Annotated in this window: 14 protein-coding genes; 5 read left to right on the forward strand and 9 right to left on the reverse strand. The window is 69.2% G+C overall.

Translation table 11 applies throughout. From position 1 onward, the window contains the following. Positions 1-130: 130 nt before the first annotated feature. Complete coding sequence (locus N1F91_RS19830) at positions 131-364, reverse strand: hypothetical protein (protein WP_289994846.1); 234 nt, start codon at positions 362-364, stop codon at positions 131-133. Here N1F91_RS19830 and N1F91_RS19835 point away from each other — a divergent pair. The 4 genes from N1F91_RS19835 to N1F91_RS19850 all read left to right on the forward strand — a co-directional run bounded on the left by N1F91_RS19835 (position 351) and on the right by N1F91_RS19850 (position 11,324). Continuing rightward, the gene (locus tag N1F91_RS19835) at positions 351-8,225 is read left to right on the forward strand and encodes a hypothetical protein (RefSeq protein ID WP_289994848.1); all 7,875 of its coding nucleotides are present in this window, start codon (positions 351-353) and stop codon (positions 8,223-8,225) included. The two genes, N1F91_RS19830 and N1F91_RS19835, sit on opposite strands and share 14 nt — an antisense overlap. Before the next feature lie 280 nt (positions 8,226-8,505). Next, positions 8,506-9,723, forward strand: coding sequence for a mannonate dehydratase (uxuA, locus tag N1F91_RS19840; protein WP_289994850.1), 1,218 nt, complete (start codon positions 8,506-8,508; stop codon positions 9,721-9,723). A gap of 108 nt (positions 9,724-9,831) precedes the next feature. Then, positions 9,832-11,013, forward strand: coding sequence for an AI-2E family transporter (locus N1F91_RS19845; RefSeq protein ID WP_289994852.1), 1,182 nt, complete (start codon positions 9,832-9,834; stop codon positions 11,011-11,013). A 101-nt stretch (positions 11,014-11,114) separates the two neighbouring features. Beyond that, positions 11,115-11,324: a DUF1858 domain-containing protein gene (locus N1F91_RS19850; RefSeq protein ID WP_289994853.1), complete on the forward strand. Its 210-nt coding sequence runs from the start codon at positions 11,115-11,117 to the stop codon at positions 11,322-11,324. Positions 11,325-11,333: 9 nt separating this feature from the next. Here the strand turns inward: N1F91_RS19850 and N1F91_RS19855 are convergent, their stop codons facing one another. Next, positions 11,334-12,035, reverse strand: a complete 702-nt coding sequence (locus N1F91_RS19855; protein WP_289994854.1) for a Crp/Fnr family transcriptional regulator — start codon at positions 12,033-12,035, stop codon at positions 11,334-11,336. A 131-nt stretch (positions 12,036-12,166) separates the two neighbouring features. On the opposite strand from N1F91_RS19855, the gene N1F91_RS19860 reads away from it, so the two are divergent. After that, a complete protein-coding gene (locus N1F91_RS19860) occupies positions 12,167-12,604 on the forward strand; it encodes a pseudoazurin (protein ID WP_289994855.1) in 438 nt (145 codons plus the stop codon). Between the two features lie 381 nt (positions 12,605-12,985). Here N1F91_RS19860 and N1F91_RS19865 read toward each other — a convergent pair whose 3' ends face one another. The 7 genes from N1F91_RS19865 to N1F91_RS19895 all read right to left on the reverse strand — a co-directional run bounded on the left by N1F91_RS19865 (position 12,986) and on the right by N1F91_RS19895 (position 20,180). Beyond that, the gene (locus N1F91_RS19865; RefSeq protein WP_289994856.1) at positions 12,986-14,227 is read right to left on the reverse strand and encodes an NnrS family protein; all 1,242 of its coding nucleotides are present in this window, start codon (positions 14,225-14,227) and stop codon (positions 12,986-12,988) included. Continuing rightward, a complete protein-coding gene (locus tag N1F91_RS19870) occupies positions 14,224-14,607 on the reverse strand; it encodes a hypothetical protein (RefSeq protein WP_289994857.1) in 384 nt (127 codons plus the stop codon). Before N1F91_RS19870 ends, N1F91_RS19865 begins: the two co-directional genes overlap by 4 nt. Before the next feature lie 30 nt (positions 14,608-14,637). After that, entirely contained in the window at positions 14,638-15,525 is an 888-nt protein-coding gene (locus tag N1F91_RS19875) for an SUMF1/EgtB/PvdO family nonheme iron enzyme (RefSeq protein WP_289994859.1), read from the reverse strand. Between the two features lie 83 nt (positions 15,526-15,608). Further along, complete coding sequence (nirK, locus tag N1F91_RS19880) at positions 15,609-16,715, reverse strand: copper-containing nitrite reductase (RefSeq protein ID WP_289994860.1); 1,107 nt, start codon at positions 16,713-16,715, stop codon at positions 15,609-15,611. 145 nt (positions 16,716-16,860) lie between these two features. Next, positions 16,861-17,862, reverse strand: coding sequence for a 2-oxoglutarate and iron-dependent oxygenase domain-containing protein (locus N1F91_RS19885; protein WP_289994861.1), 1,002 nt, complete (start codon positions 17,860-17,862; stop codon positions 16,861-16,863). 165 nt (positions 17,863-18,027) lie between these two features. After that, the gene (locus N1F91_RS19890) at positions 18,028-19,395 is read right to left on the reverse strand and encodes an amidohydrolase family protein (RefSeq protein WP_289994864.1); all 1,368 of its coding nucleotides are present in this window, start codon (positions 19,393-19,395) and stop codon (positions 18,028-18,030) included. Next, positions 19,392-20,180: an ABC transporter permease gene (locus N1F91_RS19895; RefSeq protein ID WP_289994915.1), complete on the reverse strand. Its 789-nt coding sequence runs from the start codon at positions 20,178-20,180 to the stop codon at positions 19,392-19,394. The genes N1F91_RS19890 and N1F91_RS19895 overlap by 4 nt, the downstream gene beginning before the upstream one ends. Positions 20,181-20,184: the final 4 nt, after the last annotated feature.

The raw sequence follows: 20,184 nt of genomic DNA on the forward strand, positions 1-20,184 counted from the left end.
GGGACGGAAAACGGGTGACGCAAACTTCCCCTGGAAAGACGTCGCATACACAGGCTCGGGACCGAAGCGCAGCGCGCTTCGCATGCATGATGCATCTCCCGCGCCCAGGCTCCTGCGAGAGAGCCATGTCTCAGGCAGCATGAGGTCGCATCCGCAAGGATGCCCGGACGGCCGTCGCCATCGGGCGCGTGCCGAACGGCAATCGTCGACAGCAGGCGCAGTGCACGCGAAGCCGGATGAACGGCGCGTGTTTCGCCTCGGCAGAGATGCGACTGGTGTAACCGTGTAAAGCAAGGGCGCCGTAGATGACATCGATCGTTTCGTCTTTCTCCGTGGCACAGATCCGGTCGATGTCGACCTCCACGATCGCCTCGCTGACGACCGAGGACATTGCGGAACTCAGCACGGCCCAGGTCGGCGCGCTGAGCGCGCAGCAGGTCGGGGCTCTCGAGGTCGAGGACTTCGAGGCGCTCAGCGAAGACCAGCTCAAGTCGATCGCGGCCGGATCCGTGAAGGGCCTGACGGTCGACCAGCTGGCGGTGCTCGACGAGACGAAGATCCAGGCGCTGGGCAAGACGCAGGTGGCGGCGCTCAGCAGCAGCCAGATCGGCGCCCTGACGACGGACCAGATCGAGGCGCTCGACGCCGAGCAGATCGCGGCCCTCAACGCCACCCAGATCGGTGCGCTCGGCGCCGACGACATCGCAGGATTCACCACCGACGAGATCGCGGCGATCAACGCCAAGGCCATCTCCGGCCTGTCCAACGACGCCGTGGCGGCGCTTTCGGAAGACCAGCTCGGGGCGCTGACGACCGGCCAGATCGCCGGAATGAAGCCGAGCCAGATCGGCGCGATGACGACGGACCAGATCGGAGCCCTGACGACCGACCAGGTGGGCGCACTGACGGCGACCCAGGTCGCGGCGATGACCAACGACCAGATCGGCGCCCTGACCACGGACCAGGTCGGCGCGCTGAGCGCGAAGGCGGTCGCGGGTCTCAAGGCGACGCAGGTCGCGGCGCTGAGCACCGACCAGGTCGGCGCCCTGACCACGGCACAGATCAAGTCGCTGAACGACAAGCAGCTCGGCGCGCTCGGCGCCGACGACATCGCCGAACTCTCCACCGACGCGATCGCGGCGATCAGCACCAAGGCGATTTCCGGTCTGTCGACCGATGCGGTCGCCGCGCTGTCGGAAGATCAGATCGGGGCGCTGAGCAACGGCCAGGTCGCCGCACTGAGCGCCAAGCAGGTGGCGGCGCTGACCACGGACCAGGTCGGCTACCTCTCGACCGGCCAGGTTGGCGCGCTCACGGCTGCCCAGGCTGGCGCACTGACGACGGATCAGGTGGGCGCGCTGACGACCGACCAGACGGCCGCGCTGAGCGCGAAGGCCGTGACCGGCCTGAAGGCGACCCAGGTCGAGGCGCTGAGCACCGACCAGGTCGGCGCGCTGACGACGACCCAGATCAAGGCGCTGAGTGCCGCGCAGCTCGGCGCGCTGGGCGCGGACGATGTTGCGGAACTGTCGACCGACGCCATCGGCTCGATCAATACCAAGGCGATCTCCGGTCTGACGACGGACGCGGTCGCGGCGCTGACCGAAGACCAGATCGGCGCTCTGACGAACGCCCAGGTCTCGTCGCTGGGCACCAAGCAGGTGGCGGCGCTGACCACCGACCAGATCGGCTACCTCTCCACCGACCAGGTGGGTGCCCTGACGGCCGCGCAGACCGGCGCCCTGACGACGGACCAGGTGGGCGCACTGTCGACCGACCAGGTCGCGGCGCTGAGCGCCAAGGCGGTGACGGGCCTGACCTCGACGCAGGTTGGCGCGCTGTCGACCGATCAGGTGGGCGCGCTGACGACCAGCCAGATTTCCGCGCTGAACGACAAGCAGCTCGGCGCGCTGGGTGCCGACGACATCGCGGAACTGTCGACCGACGCGATCGGTGCGATCAGCGCCAAGTCGATCGGTGGCCTGTCCACCGATGCTGTGGCGGCACTCACCGAAGATCAGGTCGGTGCGCTGACGACCGGCCAGATTTCCAGCCTGAAAGGGACCCAGGTGGCCGCGCTGACCACCGACCAGATCGGCTACCTCTCGACCGACCAGGTGGGCGCGCTGACGTCGGCGCAGGTCGGCGCTCTCACGACCGACCAGATCGGCGCGCTTTCGACCGACCAGGTGGCGGCGCTGAGCGCCAAGGCGGTGACGGGCCTGACGGCGACGCAGGTGGGCGCGCTGTCAACCGACCAGGTGGGCGCGCTGACGACCAGCCAGATTTCCGCGCTGAACGACAAGCAATTGGGCGCACTCGGCGCTGACGACATTGCGGAACTCTCGACCGACGCGATCGGCGCCATCGGCGCCAAGTCGATCGGCGGCCTGTCGACCGATGCGGTGGCGGCACTGACGGAAGACCAGGTGGGGGCCCTGACGAAGGGCCAGATCGCGGGCATGAAGACGACCCAGGTGGCGGCTCTGACGACCGACCAGATCGGCTATCTGTCGACCGACCAGGTGGGTGCGCTGACGGCGGCGCAGGCCGGCGCGCTGACCACCGACCAGATCGGCGCTCTGACGACGGACCAGGTGGGTGCGCTGAGCACGAAGGCCGTGACCGGCCTGACGACGACCCAGGTCGGTGCGCTCTCCACCGACCAGGTGGGTGCGCTGACGACCGGTCAGATCGCGGCGCTGAACGACAAGCAGCTCGGCGCGCTGGGCGCCGACGACATCGCGGAACTGTCGACCGACGCCATCGGCGCGATCAGCGCCAAGTCGATCGGCGGGTTGTCGACCGATGCCGTCGCTGCCTTGACGACAGACCAGCTGGGGGCGCTGACGACCGGCCAGGTCTCGGCTCTCAAGGGGACACAGGTCGCGGCGCTGACGACGGACCAGATCGGTGATCTGACGACCGACCAGATCGGGGCCTTGACCGCGGAACAGGTGGGTGCGCTGACGACGGACCAGATCGGGGCGCTGACGACCGACCAGGTGGGGGCATTGAGCGACAAGGCCGTGACGGGGCTCACGGCCGCCCAGATCGGCGCCATGAGCACGGACCAGCTCGAGGCGCTCGATACGGGCCAGACGGGCGCCCTGAGCGCATCGCAGCTCGGCGCGCTGGGCGCCGACGACATTGCGGAATTCTCGACCGACGAGATCGCGGCGATCAGCACCAAGGCGATTTCCGGTCTTTCGACCGAGGCGGTCGCGGCCCTCTCCGAAGATCAGGTCGGGGCATTGACGACCGGCCAGGTTTCGGCGCTGAGCACCAAGCAGGTCGCGGCGCTGACGACCGACCAGATCGGCTACCTCTCCACCGACCAGGTGGGTGCGCTGACGGCGGCGCAGGTGGGCGCGCTGACCACGGACCAGATCGGTGCGCTGTCGACCGACCAGATCGCGGCGATCAGCACCAAGGCGGCGACCGGGCTGACGGCCGGCCAGGTGGGCGCGCTGTCGACCGACCAGGTGGGCGCGCTGACGACCGGGCAGGTCGCGGTGCTGAATGACAAGCAGCTCGGCGCGCTCGGCGCCGACGACATCGCGGAACTCTCGACCGACGCGGTGACGGCGATCAGCACCAAGGCGATTTCCGGCCTGTCGACGGATGCGGTCGCGGCGCTGTCGGAGGACCAGATCGGCGCCCTGACGAACGGCCAGGTCGCCGCGCTTTCCAGCAAGCAGGTCGCGGCGCTTACGACGGACCAGATCGGCTACCTGTCGACGGACCAGGTCGGCGCCATGACGTCGACGCAGGTGGCTGCGCTGACGACGGACCAGGTGGGTGCGCTGACGACGGACCAGGTCGGCGCATTGAGCGCCAAGGCCGTCGCCGGCCTCACCGCGACGCAGGTGGGGGCGCTCACGACCGACCAGGTGGGTGCGCTGACGACGGGCCAGATCGCGGCGCTGAATGACAAGCAGCTCGGCGGGCTCGGCGCCGACGACGTCGCCGAGCTTTCGACCGACGCGATCACGGCGATCAGCGCGAAGGCGATCGGCGGGCTGTCGACCGATGCGGTGGCGGCGCTGACGGAAGACCAGGTGGGGGCCCTGACCACGGGCCAGATCGCCGGCATGAAGACGACCCAGGTGGCCGCCCTGACCACCGACCAGATCGGCTATCTCTCCACGGACCAGGTGGGTGCGCTGACGGCGGCGCAGACGGGCGCGCTGACGACGGACCAGATCGGCGCGCTGACCACGGACCAGGTGGCCGCACTGAGCGCCAAGGCGGTGACGGGCCTGACGGCGACGCAGGTGGGTGCGCTTTCGACCGACCAGGTCGGTGCGTTGACGACCGGCCAGATCGCGGCTCTCAATGACAAGCAGCTGGGCGCGCTCGGTGCCGACGATGTCGCCGAACTGTCCACCGATGCGATCACGGCGATCAGCACCAAGTCCATATCCGGCCTGTCGACCGATGCGGTTGCGGCGCTGACGGAGGACCAGGTCGGCGCGCTGTCGACCGGCCAGGTCGCGGCCCTGAAGGGGACGCAGGTGGCCGCGATGACGACCGACCAGATCGGCTACCTCTCGACCGATCAGGTCGGCGCCATGACGGCGGAGCAGGTCGGCTCCCTGACGGCCGACCAGATCGGGGCGCTGACGACCGACCAGGTTGCGGCGCTGAGCACCAAGGCCATCACGGGCATGACGGCGACGCAGGTCGGCGCCTTGACCACCGATCAGGTGGGTGCGCTGACGACGGGTCAGGTCGCGGCGCTCAATGACAAGCAGCTCGGCGCGCTCGGCGCCGACGACATCGCCGAGCTTTCGACCGACGCGATTTCGGCGATCGGCGCCAAGTCGATCGGCGGCCTGTCGACCGATGCGGTCGCGGCGCTGTCGGAAGACCAGGTCGGCGCGCTGTCGACCGGACAGGTCTCGTCCCTGACCGCCAAGCAGGTGGCCGCGCTGACGACGGACCAGATCGGCTATCTCTCCACCGACCAGGTCGGCGCGCTGACGGCCGCGCAGGCCACGTCGCTGACGACGGACCAGATCGGCGCACTGACCACCGACCAGGTGGGCGCGCTGAGCGTGAAGGCCGTCACCGGCCTGACCTCGACCCAGGTCGGCGCGCTGTCGACCGACCAGGTGGGTGCGCTGACGACGGGGCAGATCGCGGCGCTGAATGACAAGCAGCTCGGCGCGCTCGGCGCCGACGACATCGCCGAACTCTCGACCGACGCGATCACGGCGATCAGCGCCAAGTCGATCGGAGGCCTGTCGACCGATGCGGTGGCTGCGCTCTCCGAAGACCAGGTGGGCGCCCTGACGACCGGCCAGGTCGCCGGCATGAAGCCGAGCCAGGTGGCGGCGCTGACGACGGACCAGATCGGCTACCTGTCGACCGACCAGGTCGGCGCGCTGACGGCGGCGCAGGTGACGTCGCTGACGACGGACCAGGTCGGCGCACTGACCACAGACCAGGTGGGCGCGCTGAGCGTCAAGGCCGTCGCCGGCCTGACCTCGACCCAGGTGGGCGCGCTGTCGACCGACCAGGTCGGCGCGCTGACGACCGGCCAGATCGCGGCGCTGAACGACAAGCAGCTTGGCGCGCTGGGCGCTGACGACATTGCGGAACTCTCGACCGATGCGATCGGCGCGATCAGCGCCAAGTCGATCGGCGGGCTCACGGCCGATGCGGTCGCGGCACTGTCTGAGGACCAGGTGGGCGCCCTGACGACCGGCCAGGTCGCGGGCATGAAGACGAGCCAGGTGGCGGCGCTGACGACCGACCAGATCGGCTACCTGTCGACCGACCAGGTCGGCGCGCTCACGTCTGCGCAGGTCGCCGGCATGACGACGGATCAGATCGGCGCGCTGACGACCGACCAGGTGGCGGCGCTGAGCGCCAAGGCGGTGACGGGCCTGACGGCGACGCAGATCGGCGCCATGAGCACCGACCAGGTCGCGGCGCTGGACACCGCCCAGTCTGGCGCCCTGAGCGCGACGCAGCTCGGCGCGCTGGGCGCCGATGACATCGCCGAGTTCTCGACCGACGAGATCGCCGGCATGAGCACCAAGGCCATTTCCGGTCTCTCGAACGACGCGATCGCGGCGCTTTCCACGGACCAGATCGGGGCGCTGACGAACGGCCAGATGGCGGCGCTCAAGCCGAGCCAGGTGGCTGCGTTCACGACCGACCAGATCGGCGACCTGTCGACCGGCCAGGTCGGTGCGCTGACGGCGGCGCAGGTGGGGGCTTTGACGACCGACCAGGTCGGCGCGCTGACCACCGATCAGGTCACGGCCCTGAGCGCCAAGGCGGTGACGGGTCTTACGGCGACGCAGATCGGCGCGATGAGCACCGACCAGGTGGAAGCGCTGTCCACGACCCAGGTCTCGGCGCTGAGCGCGACACAGATCGCTGCCATCGGAGCCGACGACATCGCCGAGTTCACGACCGACGACATCGCTGCGACCAGCACCAAGGCAATTTCCGGATTGTCGACCGATGCGGTGGCCGCGCTTTCGACGGATCAGATCGGCGCGCTGACGAACGGCCAGATCGCGGCGCTCAAGGGCACGCAGGTGGCGGCGTTCACGACCGACCAGATCGGCGACCTTTCGACCGGCCAGATCGGCGCCCTGACGGCCGAGCAGGCAGGCTCCCTGACCACGGACCAGATCGGTGCGCTGACCACCGACCAGGTGGCTGCGCTGAGCGCCAAGGCGATCACCGGCCTCAAGCCGGCCCAGATCGAGGCGCTGAGCACCGACCAGGCAGGCGCGCTGACGACGACCCAGATCGGGGCCATGAGTGCCACCCAGCTCGGTGCACTCGGCGCCGACGACGTCGCCGAGTTCTCGACCGACGCGATCGGCGCGATCAACGCCAAGTCGATCTCGGGCCTGTCGACCGACGTGGTCGCGGCGCTCACGACCGATCAGCTCGGCGCACTTTCGACCGGCCAGGTCGCCGCCATGAAGGCGAGCCAGGTGGCTGCTCTGACCACCGACCAGATCGGCGACCTGTCCACTGACCAGGTCGGCGCGCTGACGGCGACGCAGGTGGCGGCCATGACCACGGACCAGGTCGGCGCTCTGACGACCGACCAGGTGGGCGCGCTCAGCGCCAAGGCGGTCGTCGGCCTGACCGCGGCGCAGGTGGGCGCCATGAGCACCGACCAGGTGGGGGCACTGACGACGGGCCAGATCGGGGCGATGAGTGCGACGCAGCTCGGTGCGCTCGGCGCCGACGACATCGCGGAGTTCTCGACCGACGGGATCGGCGCGATCAGCGCCAAGTCGATCGCCGGTCTCTCCACCGACGCCGTGGCGGCGCTTTCGACCGACCAGATCGGTGCGCTGACGACGACGCAGGTCGCGGCGATGAGCGCCGGCCAGGTGGCCGCGCTGACGACCGACCAGGTGGGCGATCTCTCCACCGGGCAGGTGGGGGCGCTCGGAGCGACGCAGGTCGCGGCCATGACGACGGACCAGATCGGGGCGCTGACGACCGACCAGGTCGGTGCGCTGACGACGAAAGCGGCCGCCGGGCTCACGGCCACCCAGGTCGGCGCGCTGTCGACGGATCAGGTCGGGGCTCTGACGACGGGTCAGGTGGCGGTGCTCAGCGCGACGCAACTCGGCGCGCTCGGCGCCGACGACATCGCGGAACTCTCCACGGATGCCATCTCGGCGATCAACGCCAAGGCGATCCCCGGCCTCTCGACCGACGCTGTCGCCGCGCTCACCACCGACCAGATCGGTGCCCTGTCGACGGCACAGGTTGGCGCCATGACCGCCAATCAGGTGGCGGCGCTGACGACGGACCAGGTCGGAGACCTGTCGACCGACCAGGTGGGCGCGCTGACGTCGACGCAGGTCGCCGGCATGACGACCGACCAGATCGGTGCGCTGACGACCGACCAGGTGACGGCGCTGAGCGCCGATGCGGTGTCCGGCCTGACGGCGGCCCAGGTCGAGGCGATGACGGCCGAACAGATCGGCGCCTTCTCCGAAACCCAGACCGCGGCGCTCAGCGGCAGCCAGATCGAAGCCATGGCGACCGAGGATCTGGCCGAATTCTCGACCGGCGACATCGCGGCGATCAGCACTGCCGGCATCACCGGCCTGTCGGCGGACGACATCGGCGATCTGAGCACGGACCAGGTGCAGGCGCTGACGTCGGCGCAGATCCAGTCGATGAACTCGAGCCAGGTCGCAGCCGTCCTGGCCGCCTACCAGGCGATCTGACCAGACTGACCCGCGCTGCGGCTCCGACCGGAGCCGTGGCGGGACGGTAGGGCGGATGTCCTCCGGCCGGCCGCCTGCCTGGCCGCGTCGCCTGACGCCGGCCTGCATCCCGGCACGGCCTTCAAACATCCCTTTCTCCCGATGGCTTGGTCCGCGCGGGGAGGCGCATGTCCGGCGGGTGCGGGGGCCCCTTTTTCCGATGTCGCGGCTCGCCGCGTTCTGATATCGCCACGCCACGCGGCTTTCGGATAGAAGAAGGGCCCGGCGAGAGGAGAACCGCATGAGACAGACCTGGCGATGGTTCGGACCGAAGGACCTCGTTTCGATCGACGACATGCTCCAGGCCGGGGTCCAGGGTGTGGTGACCGCGCTTCATCACGTGCCGACCGGCGACGTGTGGTCACCGGACGAGATCGCCAGGCGGCAGCGCGAACTGGCGGTGATGAAGGACGGAGAGCCCTCGGGGCTGCGCTGGGAAGTGGTTGAAAGCCTGCCTGTCTCCGAAGACATCAAGAAGCAGAAGGGCGCCTGGCGCGAGCACGTCGCCAATTACAAGATCAGCCTGAAGCACCTGGCGGACGCCGGCATCGAGGTGATCTGCTACAATTTCATGCCGGTGCTGGACTGGACCCGCACGTCGCTGGCCTGGCGCGTGCCGACCGGCGCGACCTGCATGCGCTTCGACTATGCCGATTTCGCCGCCTTCGACATCCACATCCTGGCCCGCCGCAACGCTGCCGCCGACTATCCCGAGGAGATCGTCGACGCCGCACGGGCGCGCCATGCTGACATGAGCGAGGCCGACCGCGACGCGCTCGCCCGCAACGTCGTGTTCGGCCTGCCCGGTGCGGCCGAGCATTTCACGCTCGACGACGTGCGGCGGCACCTCGACGAGTACGGCTCGATACCGGCGGAGCGGCTGCGAAGCCATTTCATCGACTTCCTGACCGAGGTCGCGCCCGTGGCCGAGGATCTCGGCCTCAGGCTGTGCTGCCACCCGGACGATCCGCCGTTCGACCTGCTCGGGCTGCCGCGCGTCATGTCGACGGAGGCGGACTACGAGGCCATCATGGCGGCGGTGGACACGCCGGCCAACGGCATCACGCTGTGCAGCGGCTCGCTCGGCGCGCGGCCCGACAACGACCTGCCGGGCATGATGGAGCGGCTGGGCGAGCGGGTGCATTTCCTGCATCTTCGCAACGTCAAGCGCGAAACCGCCGACATCAGGGGATCCTTCTACGAGGCCGAGCACCTGGGGGGCGACACCGACATGGTGGCGCTGCTGGCGGCTGCGCTGCGCGAGGAAAAGCGCCGCAAGGCCGCCGGGCGAGCCGACTGGTCGATTCCCATGCGGCCCGATCACGGCCAGGACATCCTCGACGACCTGAACCGCAGGGCGCAGCCGGGCTATCCCTCGATCGGCCGGCTCAAGGGACTGGCCGAGCTGCGCGGCATCATCACCGCCCTGTCCCACCCCCAGGTGGGCGCCATCGGCTGAGGCTTCCTTCCGCTGCGGCACCGTCGCGGGAGAGGCCGGCGGCCGCGTCGCGCTTGCAAACGGCCGGTACTTAGGAGACAAGCGAGGCACAACAGCGAGCCCCGATCCATGGAACCCCGGGCCAACCGAAGCGAGCAGCCCTGGCTTGGCTCGTCGCTCCAGACGCGGACGGCGCTGATACCGCCGCTTTCCGCGGCGCGCTGGCTCTTGGTCCTGATCGCCGCTGCCGGGATCTATTTCTTCCAGGACTTTCTGGTGCCGGTCCTCGCGGCGCTGGTTATCGGATTCGCCAGCTGGCCGCTCTACCGGCTGCTGCTCGACCGGATCGGCGGCAGCAGCACGCTGGGCGCCACGCTGGCGATCCTGCTGATCCTCTTCTTCCTCGTGGTTCCGATCGCGGTGGCGATCGCCTACACGCTGGACGAAGTCGCCCTGTGGTTCAGCTGGGCCGTCGAGACCAACGAGCTCGGTGCAGCGACGCCGGCCTGGATCGCCGAGCTCCCCCTGGCGGGGGCGTGGCTCGACGAGCAATGGATCCGCTACATCGGCCATCCCGGGGCGCTGGGCGAGCTTGCGCAAATGGTCAGCGGCGCCAACATCGGCAACATCTACCGGGCGGTGCTGGCGACGGGCAGCGGCGCCTTCGACGTCGTCCTGACGCTGCTGTTCATGATGATCGTGCTGTTCTTCGTCTATCGCGACGGCGAGAGCTTCGCTGGCGAGCTCGACACGATCGGCGAGCGGATCCTGCCGGCCCGGTGGGAACGGATCTCGCGCGTGGTGCCGATGACGATCCGCTCGACCGTGGTCGGAATGACGCTGATCGCCATCGGCGAAGGCATCGTGCTCGGGTTCGCCTACTGGATCGCGGGGGTGCCCTCGCCGGTGACGCTGGGCGTGATCACCGGCCTGCTGGCGCTGGTGCCCGGCGGCGCGCCGCTGTCGATGACGCTCGTCTCGATCTACCTCGTCGCCAGCGGTTCGATGGTGGCGGGCGTCGGCCTCTTCGCCTGGGGCAGTCTGGAACTCTTCGTGGTCGACAAGACGATCCGGCCGCGGCTGGTGGGCGGGCCGATCAGCCTGCCCTTCCTGCCGACCTTCTTCGGCCTGATCGGCGGGGTCAAGACGATGGGTTTCCTCGGCCTGTTCGTCGGGCCGGTGCTGATGGCACTGCTGGTGGCGATCTGGCGGGAGTGGGTGCGGGAAGCGGAAGCCATTCCGGTGCCCGTCGTTCCCGAACCCGTGCCGGAGTCGGGCGGCGCGGAAGGCGCCGACAGGTTGCGCCTCTGACCGTCGCGGCCGCTTCGGTGGCTGCCTGGTGTTTGCGCCAGCACAACGATCGGCCGGACCGGCCATGAGATGCTTCGTGCTTCGTTCGACGAGGACACAGCATGGCGCACGGCCCCTTGATAGACCCCGACATGCCGGTCGACGAGATCATGCGACGCTGGCCGTCGACCATCGCCGTGATGATCCGGCACGGGATGCTGTGCATCGGCTGCCCGATCGGCGGCTTCCACACCGTCACCGACGCCTGCCGCGAACACGGCGTGGCGGAGGTCGTCTTCGTGGCGGAGCTCGAGGCGGCGATTGCGGGCTGAGCCGCGCACTCAGCCCTTGCGGCGGTTCTCGGCGATCAGCATCAGGGCATGCGGGTCGACGACCGTGACCTTCTGGCGGCCGCCGCGCACCAGGCCCCGCTGCTCCCAGCCGCTCAGCAGGCGGCTCACCGTGTGCAGGGTCGTGCCGGTCATCTCGGCGATGTCCTGGCGGGTGATCGGAAAGTCGATCTCGATGCCGTCCGGCGTCTTGCGCCCGGACTGCTGCACCAGGCGGAGCACGGCCCGCGCGATGCGCTGTTCGACCTGCTCGGTCGCCATCTCCATGACGGTCGCCTGGGTTTCCTGCAGGCGCGTGCCGATGGTCTGCAAGGCGGAGGCGCCGAAGGCCGGGACGCGCGCCTGCAGATCGGGCCAGGCGGCGTTGGGCCAGGTCAGCACGACGCAATCGGCCGCCGCGATGGCGCTTGCCGGGTAGGTGGTGCGTCCCATCGCCATGGCGATGCCGAAGAGTTCACCCTCGGCGATGTAGCGCGCGATCACCTGGTGGCCCTCCGGCGAGGTGCGCACGACGCGGACGTGGCCCGACAGGAGCAGGTGGAAGGCCGTCGCCTCCTCGTCCTGGCCGAAGATCTCGGCATCGCGGGCAAAGCGGCCCGAGCGGGCCGGGGACAGGATCGCGTCGAGCTGGTCCCCCGTCAGGCCGGCGAAGGCGGGCAGGCCGGCGATGAGGCTTCTGTCGAGTGGCGGCATGGGCTCGCTTCCTGTCCGTGCCGGGCCTTTCTAGCGGCTGTTTGCGATCGCGCAAAGTCATGGCTTCCCGCAAGGCCTATCACCACGCCCAACGGTTGCATGACAGCCGTCGCAAGAAAGGAAACGACATCATGAACAAGATCATTGCCGCGCTGACGATCGGCGCAGCTCTTGCCGTCACGGGCGTTGCCCAGGCCGCCGAGTTCGAGGTGAAGATGCTGAACAAGGGCGAGAAGGGTGCGATGGTGTTCGAGCCGGACTTCCTCAAGCTGACCCCCGGCGACGTCGTCCATTTCGTGCCGACCGACAAGGGGCACAATGTCGAGACGATGAAGGGGATGATCCCGGAGGGCGCCGCTGCCTTCAAGACCAAGTTCAACGAGCCGATCTCGGTGACTTTCGACGCGCAAGGCGTCTACGGCCTCAAATGCGCGCCGCACTACGCCATGGGCATGGTGGCGCTGATCGCCGTCGGCGAGCCCGGCAATCTCGACGCGGCCAAGGCGGTGAAGCAGACCGGCAAGGCGAAGAAGGTGTTCGAGGCGCTGTTCGCGGAGGTGGGGGAGTAGGCGGGGGCGAATGGCGAATGGCGAATAGGGAATAGGGAATGAGGGGCGGTGGCTTCTCTGTTCCCTCTTTCTGTCGTTCGGCATTCAGGCCGCGACCAAGCCGCACGCCCCCGGGCGTTGCGGCTCTTCTTTTGCTATCGGACTGGCGTCCGAGGATCGCGGCTCCGGGACTGAGCCCATGGCGGGCGCCTCTGGCCTGTCCAGAGGATCTACCTCCATTGCAAGGCGGGCATGGCGGTCAACGCTCGACCCGTCGCCAATGGCAGATCCTCCGGACAAGCCAGAGGATGACGCTGCGTGTGGGTGGTCTCTCGCCGACTGTCCTGAACCGGCCCTGCTCTGGCCGAAGGCGCCATGCGTGGGCGTCGACGTCGGCCCCGCTCACGCCGCCCGCCTGCCCCACAACACCGGCGCGTAGCGGATGGCGAAGAGGAGGAAGGAAGCGCTCCAGAGGGTGCCCCCGGTGGCGAGGAGGGGGATGTAGAGGTCCGGGGCCAGCGGCGCGGCGACGCGCAGCGCCGCGCCCAGCGTGACGAGGGCGTAGATCGCCTGGACGGATCGGTCGGCGACGATGGCGCGGCCGGTGTGGCCGAGGCTGGCGCGGGTCATGACGGCCAGCGTCATGGTGCCGATGGCGCCGGCGGTGAGCGCGTGGAGCGCCGAGGATTGCGGCAGGAAGCCGGCAAGGCTCGCGCCGAAGAGCAGCAAGGCGGCCGCCAGCCAGAGATAGCCGAGATGCAGGACCAGCACGATCGGCTCGCCCAGCGTGCGATGGCCGCGCCAGCGAACGAGCCGGGCAAGCAGCAGCGCGCCGGCGAGTGCCATGCCTGCGGCGGTGGTGGCTTCGTCCGGCACGGCGATCCAGAGCGACAGTGCCAGGCCGGTCGCCGCGAGCGCGGCCTTGTCCAGCCATCCGAAGCTCGTCGGCAGAGACGCGGTTCCGGTGCGGGCGAGGAAATTGCGCGTGAAGCTCGGCACGATGCGCCCGCCGATCAGTGCAATCAGCATGGCGACAGCGGCGAGCGCCAGCCGGGTTCCGAGGCCTTGCGGCACGAGATCGAGATTGCCGGCATGATGCAGCGCATTGGCCGCGCCGAACAGCGTGATGATGATGGCGACGGGCGCGTTGCGCCAGTTGCGCCCGGCCAGCACCTCGCGCCAGACGGAGAGCGCAAGCACGGAGGGAAAGGCGAGGTCGACGGCCATCGCGGCCACCGGATCGGCGAGCAGGGTCGTCGCCGCGCGGCCGGCGAGCCAAAGCCCGACCAGGCCGGCGAGCGGCCAGCCGCTGAGCGGCAGGCGGCCGGTCCAGTTGGGGATCGCGGTCAGGAGGAAGCCGGCGATGACGGCGGCGAGATAGCCGAACAGCATCTCGTGCACGTGCCAGTCGAGCCCGGCGAAGGAACCGGGCAGCACGCCGCCGCGCAGGTGGAGCCAGAGCCAGGCGGGAATGGCCAGGCCGGCATGGACCGCGGCGAGAAAGAAGAAGGGCCTGAAGCCGTAGTGCAGGATCGGCGGCATGGTGCGCACGCGGCCGCGACCGTCGCGGGAGCGGTCGCCGGACTTCGCAAGCCGACGCGGTGCGAAGCGGTCGGCGGCGGCGGGTGCGTCGACGCCACTCATACGAAATCTCCCCGCGCGCCGGCCCTTCTCGCGGCAATGGCCGCGAAGGCAGCGAAATCCGCAATGTCCTGGAACAGATCGGCGACGGAGCTGAAGGCCGACCGGTCGGGCTCGTCGGGCATCAGGTCGTCGAGATCGGACAGAAGCCCGAGCACCAGCACGATGGCGTCGCGCATGCGCCTGGCTTCGGCGAGGTCGGCGGTGCGGCCGCGCAGATCCTCCTCGGCGTCGAGGCGGTCCAGCGCCGCATCTGCGGCCTTGCGGCAGACGCAGTCGAGGCCGGCGTCCTCGATGGCCCGGCGCAGCCGCGCGATCACGCCATCGACCATCGGCAGCGCGGCCAAGGGGGAAGGCGACAAGGGGGCGCGGGACTGGTGCATGGGACAGGCTTTCTCGTGAAGTCGTGTGGTTCAGCGGCCGAAAAGAGCTGCGGCGCGATGCGTCAGGCGGGCGAGGAGCGGCCGGCCCGGTTCGCGGACGAGGCGGAAGCCGAGATTGTCGGGCGGGGTGCCGACGGCGCAGCCGCCGCTGCGGCCATCGCGCACGAAGTCGGACATGATGGCGCGGTGACGGCCCTCCAGAACGTGGACGCGGCAGTTCTCAGTGCGGCTGCGTTCGGTGACGCGGTCGGTGTCGAGGCCGACCCGGACGTAGCAGGTCGAGGTCCACTCCCAGACGTTGCCGCCGAAATCGGCGACGCCAAGGGCATTGATACCGTAGGTGCCGAACGGTTTCGGATCCGGGTCGACCGGGCGCCTGGCGGCGCCCTCGTCGCGGTAGCGCCGGATCCAGGCGACGGCGGGGTTCTTCGGGTCGTCGGCGGCGTCGGAAAAGGTCTCGGCGGAAAAGCGTTCGCCGGCCATGACTGCCGCTTCCAGCGCCGAAGGCAGGCGCCAGCGCGCGCCGGTAACCTCGCCGAGCCAGGCGGCGTAGGCGACCGCGTCGAAATGGCTGACCCCGGTGACCGGCACTGCGCGTGCGGAGCGGGGCGCTGCTGCGTCGGCTGCGGTGCAGCGGCCTGCGGCGACGCAGCGGCCGTAGTCGGCGAGGCCGACCTGGTGCGTCATGATCGCGAAGGTTGGAACGTCGGCGCTGCGCACCGGCGCGGGCATCGGCCGGCCGTCGAGGAGGAACTCGCCGGGCTCGGGAAAGGCGAGGCGGGTGGCTTCGATGACGACGGTCGGGGGCGCGGTGACGGCGTCGGCGATCCGGTCGGATCCGTGGGTGGCGAGAGCAGCGATCGAGAGCGCGACGGCCGCGACGCCACCCGCGGCCGTTTCGGCGATGTGCCAGGGCATGATGCTTCTCCTGAAGGAGCGGCCGGGGGCGGAACGCCCGGCGGCCAGGCCGCCCGAGGGTTCGGGCGGCCGTCGGCGCAGCGTCAGTTCACCGGGATGGGACCGGGTGCGGCGACCTGCTTCATCAGGTCGTCGTCCCACTCGCCCTCGACCACGAAGTGGGCCGTGGCGCCGAGCTCGACCGCCTCGATCAGGTTGTGGTTGACGTAGGCGTAGATGCCCGGCTGCAGGAAGGTGTAGAGGGCGGCGCCCGCCGATCCGCCGCGGATGAACCAGGTCTCGAGGTCCTTCATGGGCGGGTTGTCGAACTTGCCTTCTTCCCAGACGTAGTCGCCATGGCCGCCGATCAGGTGAGGCCGCGTGTCGCGGTTGGCCTGGGAATGGACGATCAGCACGGTCTCGCCGACCCTGGACGTCATGGCGTTGTCGCCCGTGAGCGCGCCCTTGGCGCCGTTGAAGACGACGTGGGTCGGGATCAGGCCGCGCATGACCGGAAGCGTGTCGGCATAGCTGTCGCCGGGGCTCTCGTAGGAGATGAAGTTGCCCGCCTCGTCGCGCGGAATGTAGAAGTCGTTCTCGCCGACGTAGAACACCTTCTCGTAGCGCAGGGGCTTGCCGTTCTCGTCCTTGAGGCCGTCGCGCGGCAGCACCATGATGGTGCCGCTCATGCCCGACACGACGTGCCAGGGGATCATCGCGCCTTCGGGCGCGCAGTGATAGACGAAGGTGCCGCTGCGCGTCGCCTTGAAGCGCAGCGTGGTCTGCTCGCCGGGATTGATCAGCGTCAGCGCGCCGCCGCCCAGCCCGCCGGTGGCAGCGTGGAAGTCGATGTTGTGCGGCAGGGAGTTGGTCTCGGGATTGACCAGCGTCAGCTCGACGTAATCACCTTGGTGCACCACCATCATCGGGCCGGGGATGGAGCCGTTGAAGGTCATGCCCTGGAGCGTGGTGCCCTCGTCGTCGATGACGACGGTCTTTTCCTCGATGGTCATGGTGTATTCGATGACCCGGGGGCCGGTCGTCGCGACCTGCTCGTGGGCGTGGACGAAGGGCGGCGCGACGAGCGCGATCCGCTCGCGCGGCAGCGCGGACAAGTCGATCTCGCCGGCCATTGCAGCCGTCATCGGCGGCAGGGCGGCCAGAAGGCTGGCGGCCACCACTCCGATCAGTGCCTGGCGACGCGTGAACATTGTCTTTCTCCTTCGGATCATCGGTTGTCGATGAGGCGAGGATAGAGAAAGCGGCGCTCCGTTCTTTGCGCGGGAACAAACAAGCAAGCGTTTGCTAAAATAAGGATGGCGGGCCATCTGGCCCGCCATCCACAATATCATTGCCTCAGAGGCTGTTGGCGGCGATGCGCTGCTGGAGATAGTCGTGCGCGGTGATCGGGGCGTACTTCTTCCCCGGGCCCTGGATGACGGCGTCCTTGTTGGCCTGGCAGAAGAAGGGCAGCGAGTAGCGCGGGCCGAGATACTCGTCCTGGCGCGGCATGCGCACGCGGTGCAGGGTCGACTGCAACTGGTCGTCGGACCAGCGCATCAGCATGTCGCCGATGTTGCAGGTGACGACGCCCGGCAGCGGCGCCACGTCGGTCCATTCGAGTTCGCCGCCGACGGCCTCCTTGCCGGGGCAGAGCTGGAGCCCGCCCTGACCGACCCGCTGGTGCAGCAGCGTCAGGCAGTCGAAGTCGGTGTGGGCGCCGGCGCGCCAGCCGGTGAAGTCCTCCGGCTTGGCGTCGAGCATCGGCAGGTAGTGGATCATGCGCTGCGTGCTCTGGTACTCCGGCGACATCGGGTCGTGCGCGTCGGTGAAGAAGTCCGGCGCGAAGCCGAGCTTGAGCGCGAAACAGGACAGAACCTTCATGCCGAGCGCCCAGTTGGCCCGCTCGAAGGCGAGCATGACGGCCTTGAAGCCCGGCAGCTCCTCGCCGGTCGGCCAGAGTTTCGCCATGCGCGGCAGGGTGATCTGGTAGCTTTCCTTGTTGTCGGCGGTGCCGGTGGAGGGGCGCACCTGCGCCTTGTACTCCCATCCGGAATTGGTGCCCTTCTCGAGCGGGTACTTGCCCTTGGTCTCCATCGGGAGATCGAAGAACTTCTCGGCGAACTCGAAGGCCTCGTCGATCTGGCTCTGCGGGATGCCGTGGTTGATCAGCTGGAAGAAGCCGATCTCGGTCGAGGCTTCCCAGAGCTGATCGGCGATCTCGGGCTTGCGCTTCTCGAAGTCCGACAGGTCGATCTGCGGGACGTCGCGCGCCTTTTCCCGGCCCATGCCGCCGAAGGTCGCTTCCTTGTTCAATTCGGCCAGACCGTAGTCCTGCTTGAGTGCCGTGCTTTCCATGGATGTACTCCGTTTCTGTCGATCGCGGCCGCGGCCGCTGGAAAAAGGGAGCAATGACCGACGCCGTGTGCCGTTTGCCGGGGGCGTTGACTGCTTCTACTCCGGGATGTGGCTCTGTGCGGGACGGGCGTTCCCTGTGGACGATGGCCCTTCGATCTCCTCTCCTCAGGTCCGGCGGGCGATGCGGTCGACGACGCGGACGGCGTCGGCGGCAAGCTGGCCCATGTCGAGCCAGGGCAGGACGAAATTTTCGACGACGGGCCTGCCTGCGACGAAGGAATGACGCACGCGGGCGTCGCCGCCCGAGACGATCGGCCCGAGCACGCGGTCGTGCTGGCCGAAATAGCGCGGCGAGCCGAGGTCGAAGATGGCGATGTCGGCCTGCTTGCCGACCTCGATCGTGCCGATCGTGTCGAAGCCGAGCGCTTTCGCGCCGCCAGCCGTCGCCCATTGCAGCACGGTCTCGGCGCGGGTGGCGGTCACGCCCTTGGTGGCGCGGTGGACCTGGAACGCGTGGTAGAGGGCCGACGCCATGTCGGCGGCCTCGTTGGCGGCGGCGCCGTCGACGGCGAGCGAAACGATGCCGCCCGCTGCGTGCAGGCCGTCGGCGGGCGCGATGCCGGAGCCGAGGCGGGAATTGGCCTGCGGGCAGTGCGCCATGGCCGTGCCGGTTTCGGCAAGCACCGCGACCTCGTCGGGCGTGCATTCGACGAGATGGGCGAACCAGACGTCGGGGCCGAGCCAGTCGTGCCCGGCCAGCCAGTGCACCGGGCGCTTGGCGTAGTAGCTGAGCGTGTGGTCGACATAGTCCATGTTCTCGGAGAGATGGGTGTGGATGCGCAGCCCCATCGAGCGGGCGGCGGCCGCCGCCGGCTTCAGCTCCTCCTCGTAGAGCGAGAAGGTGGGCGTGGTCGGCGCGAAGGCGACGCGGCGCATGGCATCGGGCGAGGCGTCGTGCCAGCGTTTTGCCGTCGCGCCGATGCGGTCGATCATGACCTCCAGCGGCTCGGTGGGCAGCGGGGTGATGTCGTCGCCGTCGAATTTGCGCGCCTTGGTGGCGCCGCCGCGGGCGAGCAGGAAGCGGATGCCGAAGCGGTCGGCCGTCTCGAACAGGACCTCGCAGGGGTCGTATTCGTAGCGGTCGGAGAAGAAGTAGTGGTGGTCGGCGACGGTCGTGGCGCCAGACAGCGCGAGTTCGGCAAGCCCGATGGTGGCCGAGACGCGCAGCGCCTCCTCGTCGATGCGGTCCCAGTAGGTGTAGGGCACCATGCGCAGCCAGGCGGCAAGTGCTGCGTTCATGCCCTCGGGCACGGCCTTGAGCACGCTCTGGAACAGATGGTGATGGGCGTTGACGAGGCCCGGCGTGACGACGGCGCCGGAGGCATCGACGACGCGCTCGCCCGCCAGCGGCTGGAGCGCGCCCAGTTCGGCGATGACGCCGCCCCTGACGCGGATGTCGCGGGTCGCCCGCGCCGCGTCGCCTGGCAGCCCGGTCAGGATGCCGAGCGCGCCCTTGATGAGGAAATCGGTCATGCGCGCTCCGTGGGAAGGCTCCAGGGAAACCAGATGCGCTGCACCGCGGTGACGGCCTGGAACAGGACCAGCGACAGGAGCACGAGGACGATCAGCCCGGCCCAGGCCTGCTGGACCTGGAACATGGAGGTGGAGAACTGGATGAAGTAGCCGAGACCCTTGTCGGCGGCGACGAACTCGGCGACCACCGCGCCGATGACGGCGAGCGTGACGGAGATCTTCAGCGCCGAGAAGATGTAGGGAATGGCGAAGGGCAGGCGGATCTGGGTGATCTCGCGGATCACCGGGGCGCGCAGGCTGCGCGACAGTTCGATCAGTTCGGGCGGGGTCGCCATCAGGCCGGTGGTGGTGGAGACGACCAGCGGGAAGAAGGTGATCAGGCAGGTGATGACGACGCGCGGCAGGTCGCCGGAGCCGAGCGCCACGATGATGATCGGCGCGATCGCCACGACCGGCGTCGACTGGACGACGACGAGGATCGGATAGACCGCGCGCGACAGGATCTCGGAGCGGGCGAGGATGATGGCGATCGGCAGCGAGATGGCGATCGACAGGACATAGCCGATCAGCGCGACCCGGAGCGTCGCCCAGACATGCTCGGCCCAGCGGCCGGTCGAAACCGCGTCGAAGCCGCCGAGGATGCGGGTCGGCGCGGGCAGCACGAAGGACGGGATCTCGAACAGGCGGCAGGAGGCCTCCCAGACGAGGATGATGGCGACGAAGGTCGCGGCCGGCAGGACGCCGGGCGTCTGCACGAACCACGCCGACCAGGAGCGGCCCGGCATGGCC

The organism is Aquibium sp. ELW1220 (genome assembly GCF_030398385.1).
Classification (GTDB): Bacteria; Pseudomonadota; Alphaproteobacteria; order Rhizobiales; family Rhizobiaceae; genus Aquibium.

Excerpts from the sequence above, each read along its gene's own strand:
- N1F91_RS19860 (WP_289994855.1), top strand. The coding sequence starts at position 12,167 with ATGAACAAGATCATTGCCGCGCTGACGATCGGCGCAGCTCTTGCCGTC.
- uxuA (WP_289994850.1), top strand. The coding sequence starts at position 8,506 with ATGAGACAGACCTGGCGATGGTTCGGACCGAAGGACCTCGTTTCGATC.
- N1F91_RS19835 (WP_289994848.1), top strand. The coding sequence starts at position 351 with ATGTCGACCTCCACGATCGCCTCGCTGACGACCGAGGACATTGCGGAA.
- N1F91_RS19850 (WP_289994853.1), top strand. The coding sequence starts at position 11,115 with ATGGCGCACGGCCCCTTGATAGACCCCGACATGCCGGTCGACGAGATC.
- N1F91_RS19865 (WP_289994856.1), bottom strand. The coding sequence starts at position 14,227 with ATGAGTGGCGTCGACGCACCCGCCGCCGCCGACCGCTTCGCACCGCGT.
- N1F91_RS19895 (WP_289994915.1), bottom strand. The coding sequence starts at position 20,180 with ATGCCGGGCCGCTCCTGGTCGGCGTGGTTCGTGCAGACGCCCGGCGTC.
- N1F91_RS19890 (WP_289994864.1), bottom strand. The coding sequence starts at position 19,395 with ATGACCGATTTCCTCATCAAGGGCGCGCTCGGCATCCTGACCGGGCTG.
- N1F91_RS19875 (WP_289994859.1), bottom strand. The coding sequence starts at position 15,525 with ATGCCCTGGCACATCGCCGAAACGGCCGCGGGTGGCGTCGCGGCCGTC.
- N1F91_RS19885 (WP_289994861.1), bottom strand. The coding sequence starts at position 17,862 with ATGGAAAGCACGGCACTCAAGCAGGACTACGGTCTGGCCGAATTGAAC.
- N1F91_RS19870 (WP_289994857.1), bottom strand. The coding sequence starts at position 14,607 with ATGCACCAGTCCCGCGCCCCCTTGTCGCCTTCCCCCTTGGCCGCGCTG.
- nirK (WP_289994860.1), bottom strand. The coding sequence starts at position 16,715 with ATGTTCACGCGTCGCCAGGCACTGATCGGAGTGGTGGCCGCCAGCCTT.
- N1F91_RS19845 (WP_289994852.1), top strand. The coding sequence starts at position 9,832 with ATGGAACCCCGGGCCAACCGAAGCGAGCAGCCCTGGCTTGGCTCGTCG.
- N1F91_RS19855 (WP_289994854.1), bottom strand. The coding sequence starts at position 12,035 with ATGCCGCCACTCGACAGAAGCCTCATCGCCGGCCTGCCCGCCTTCGCC.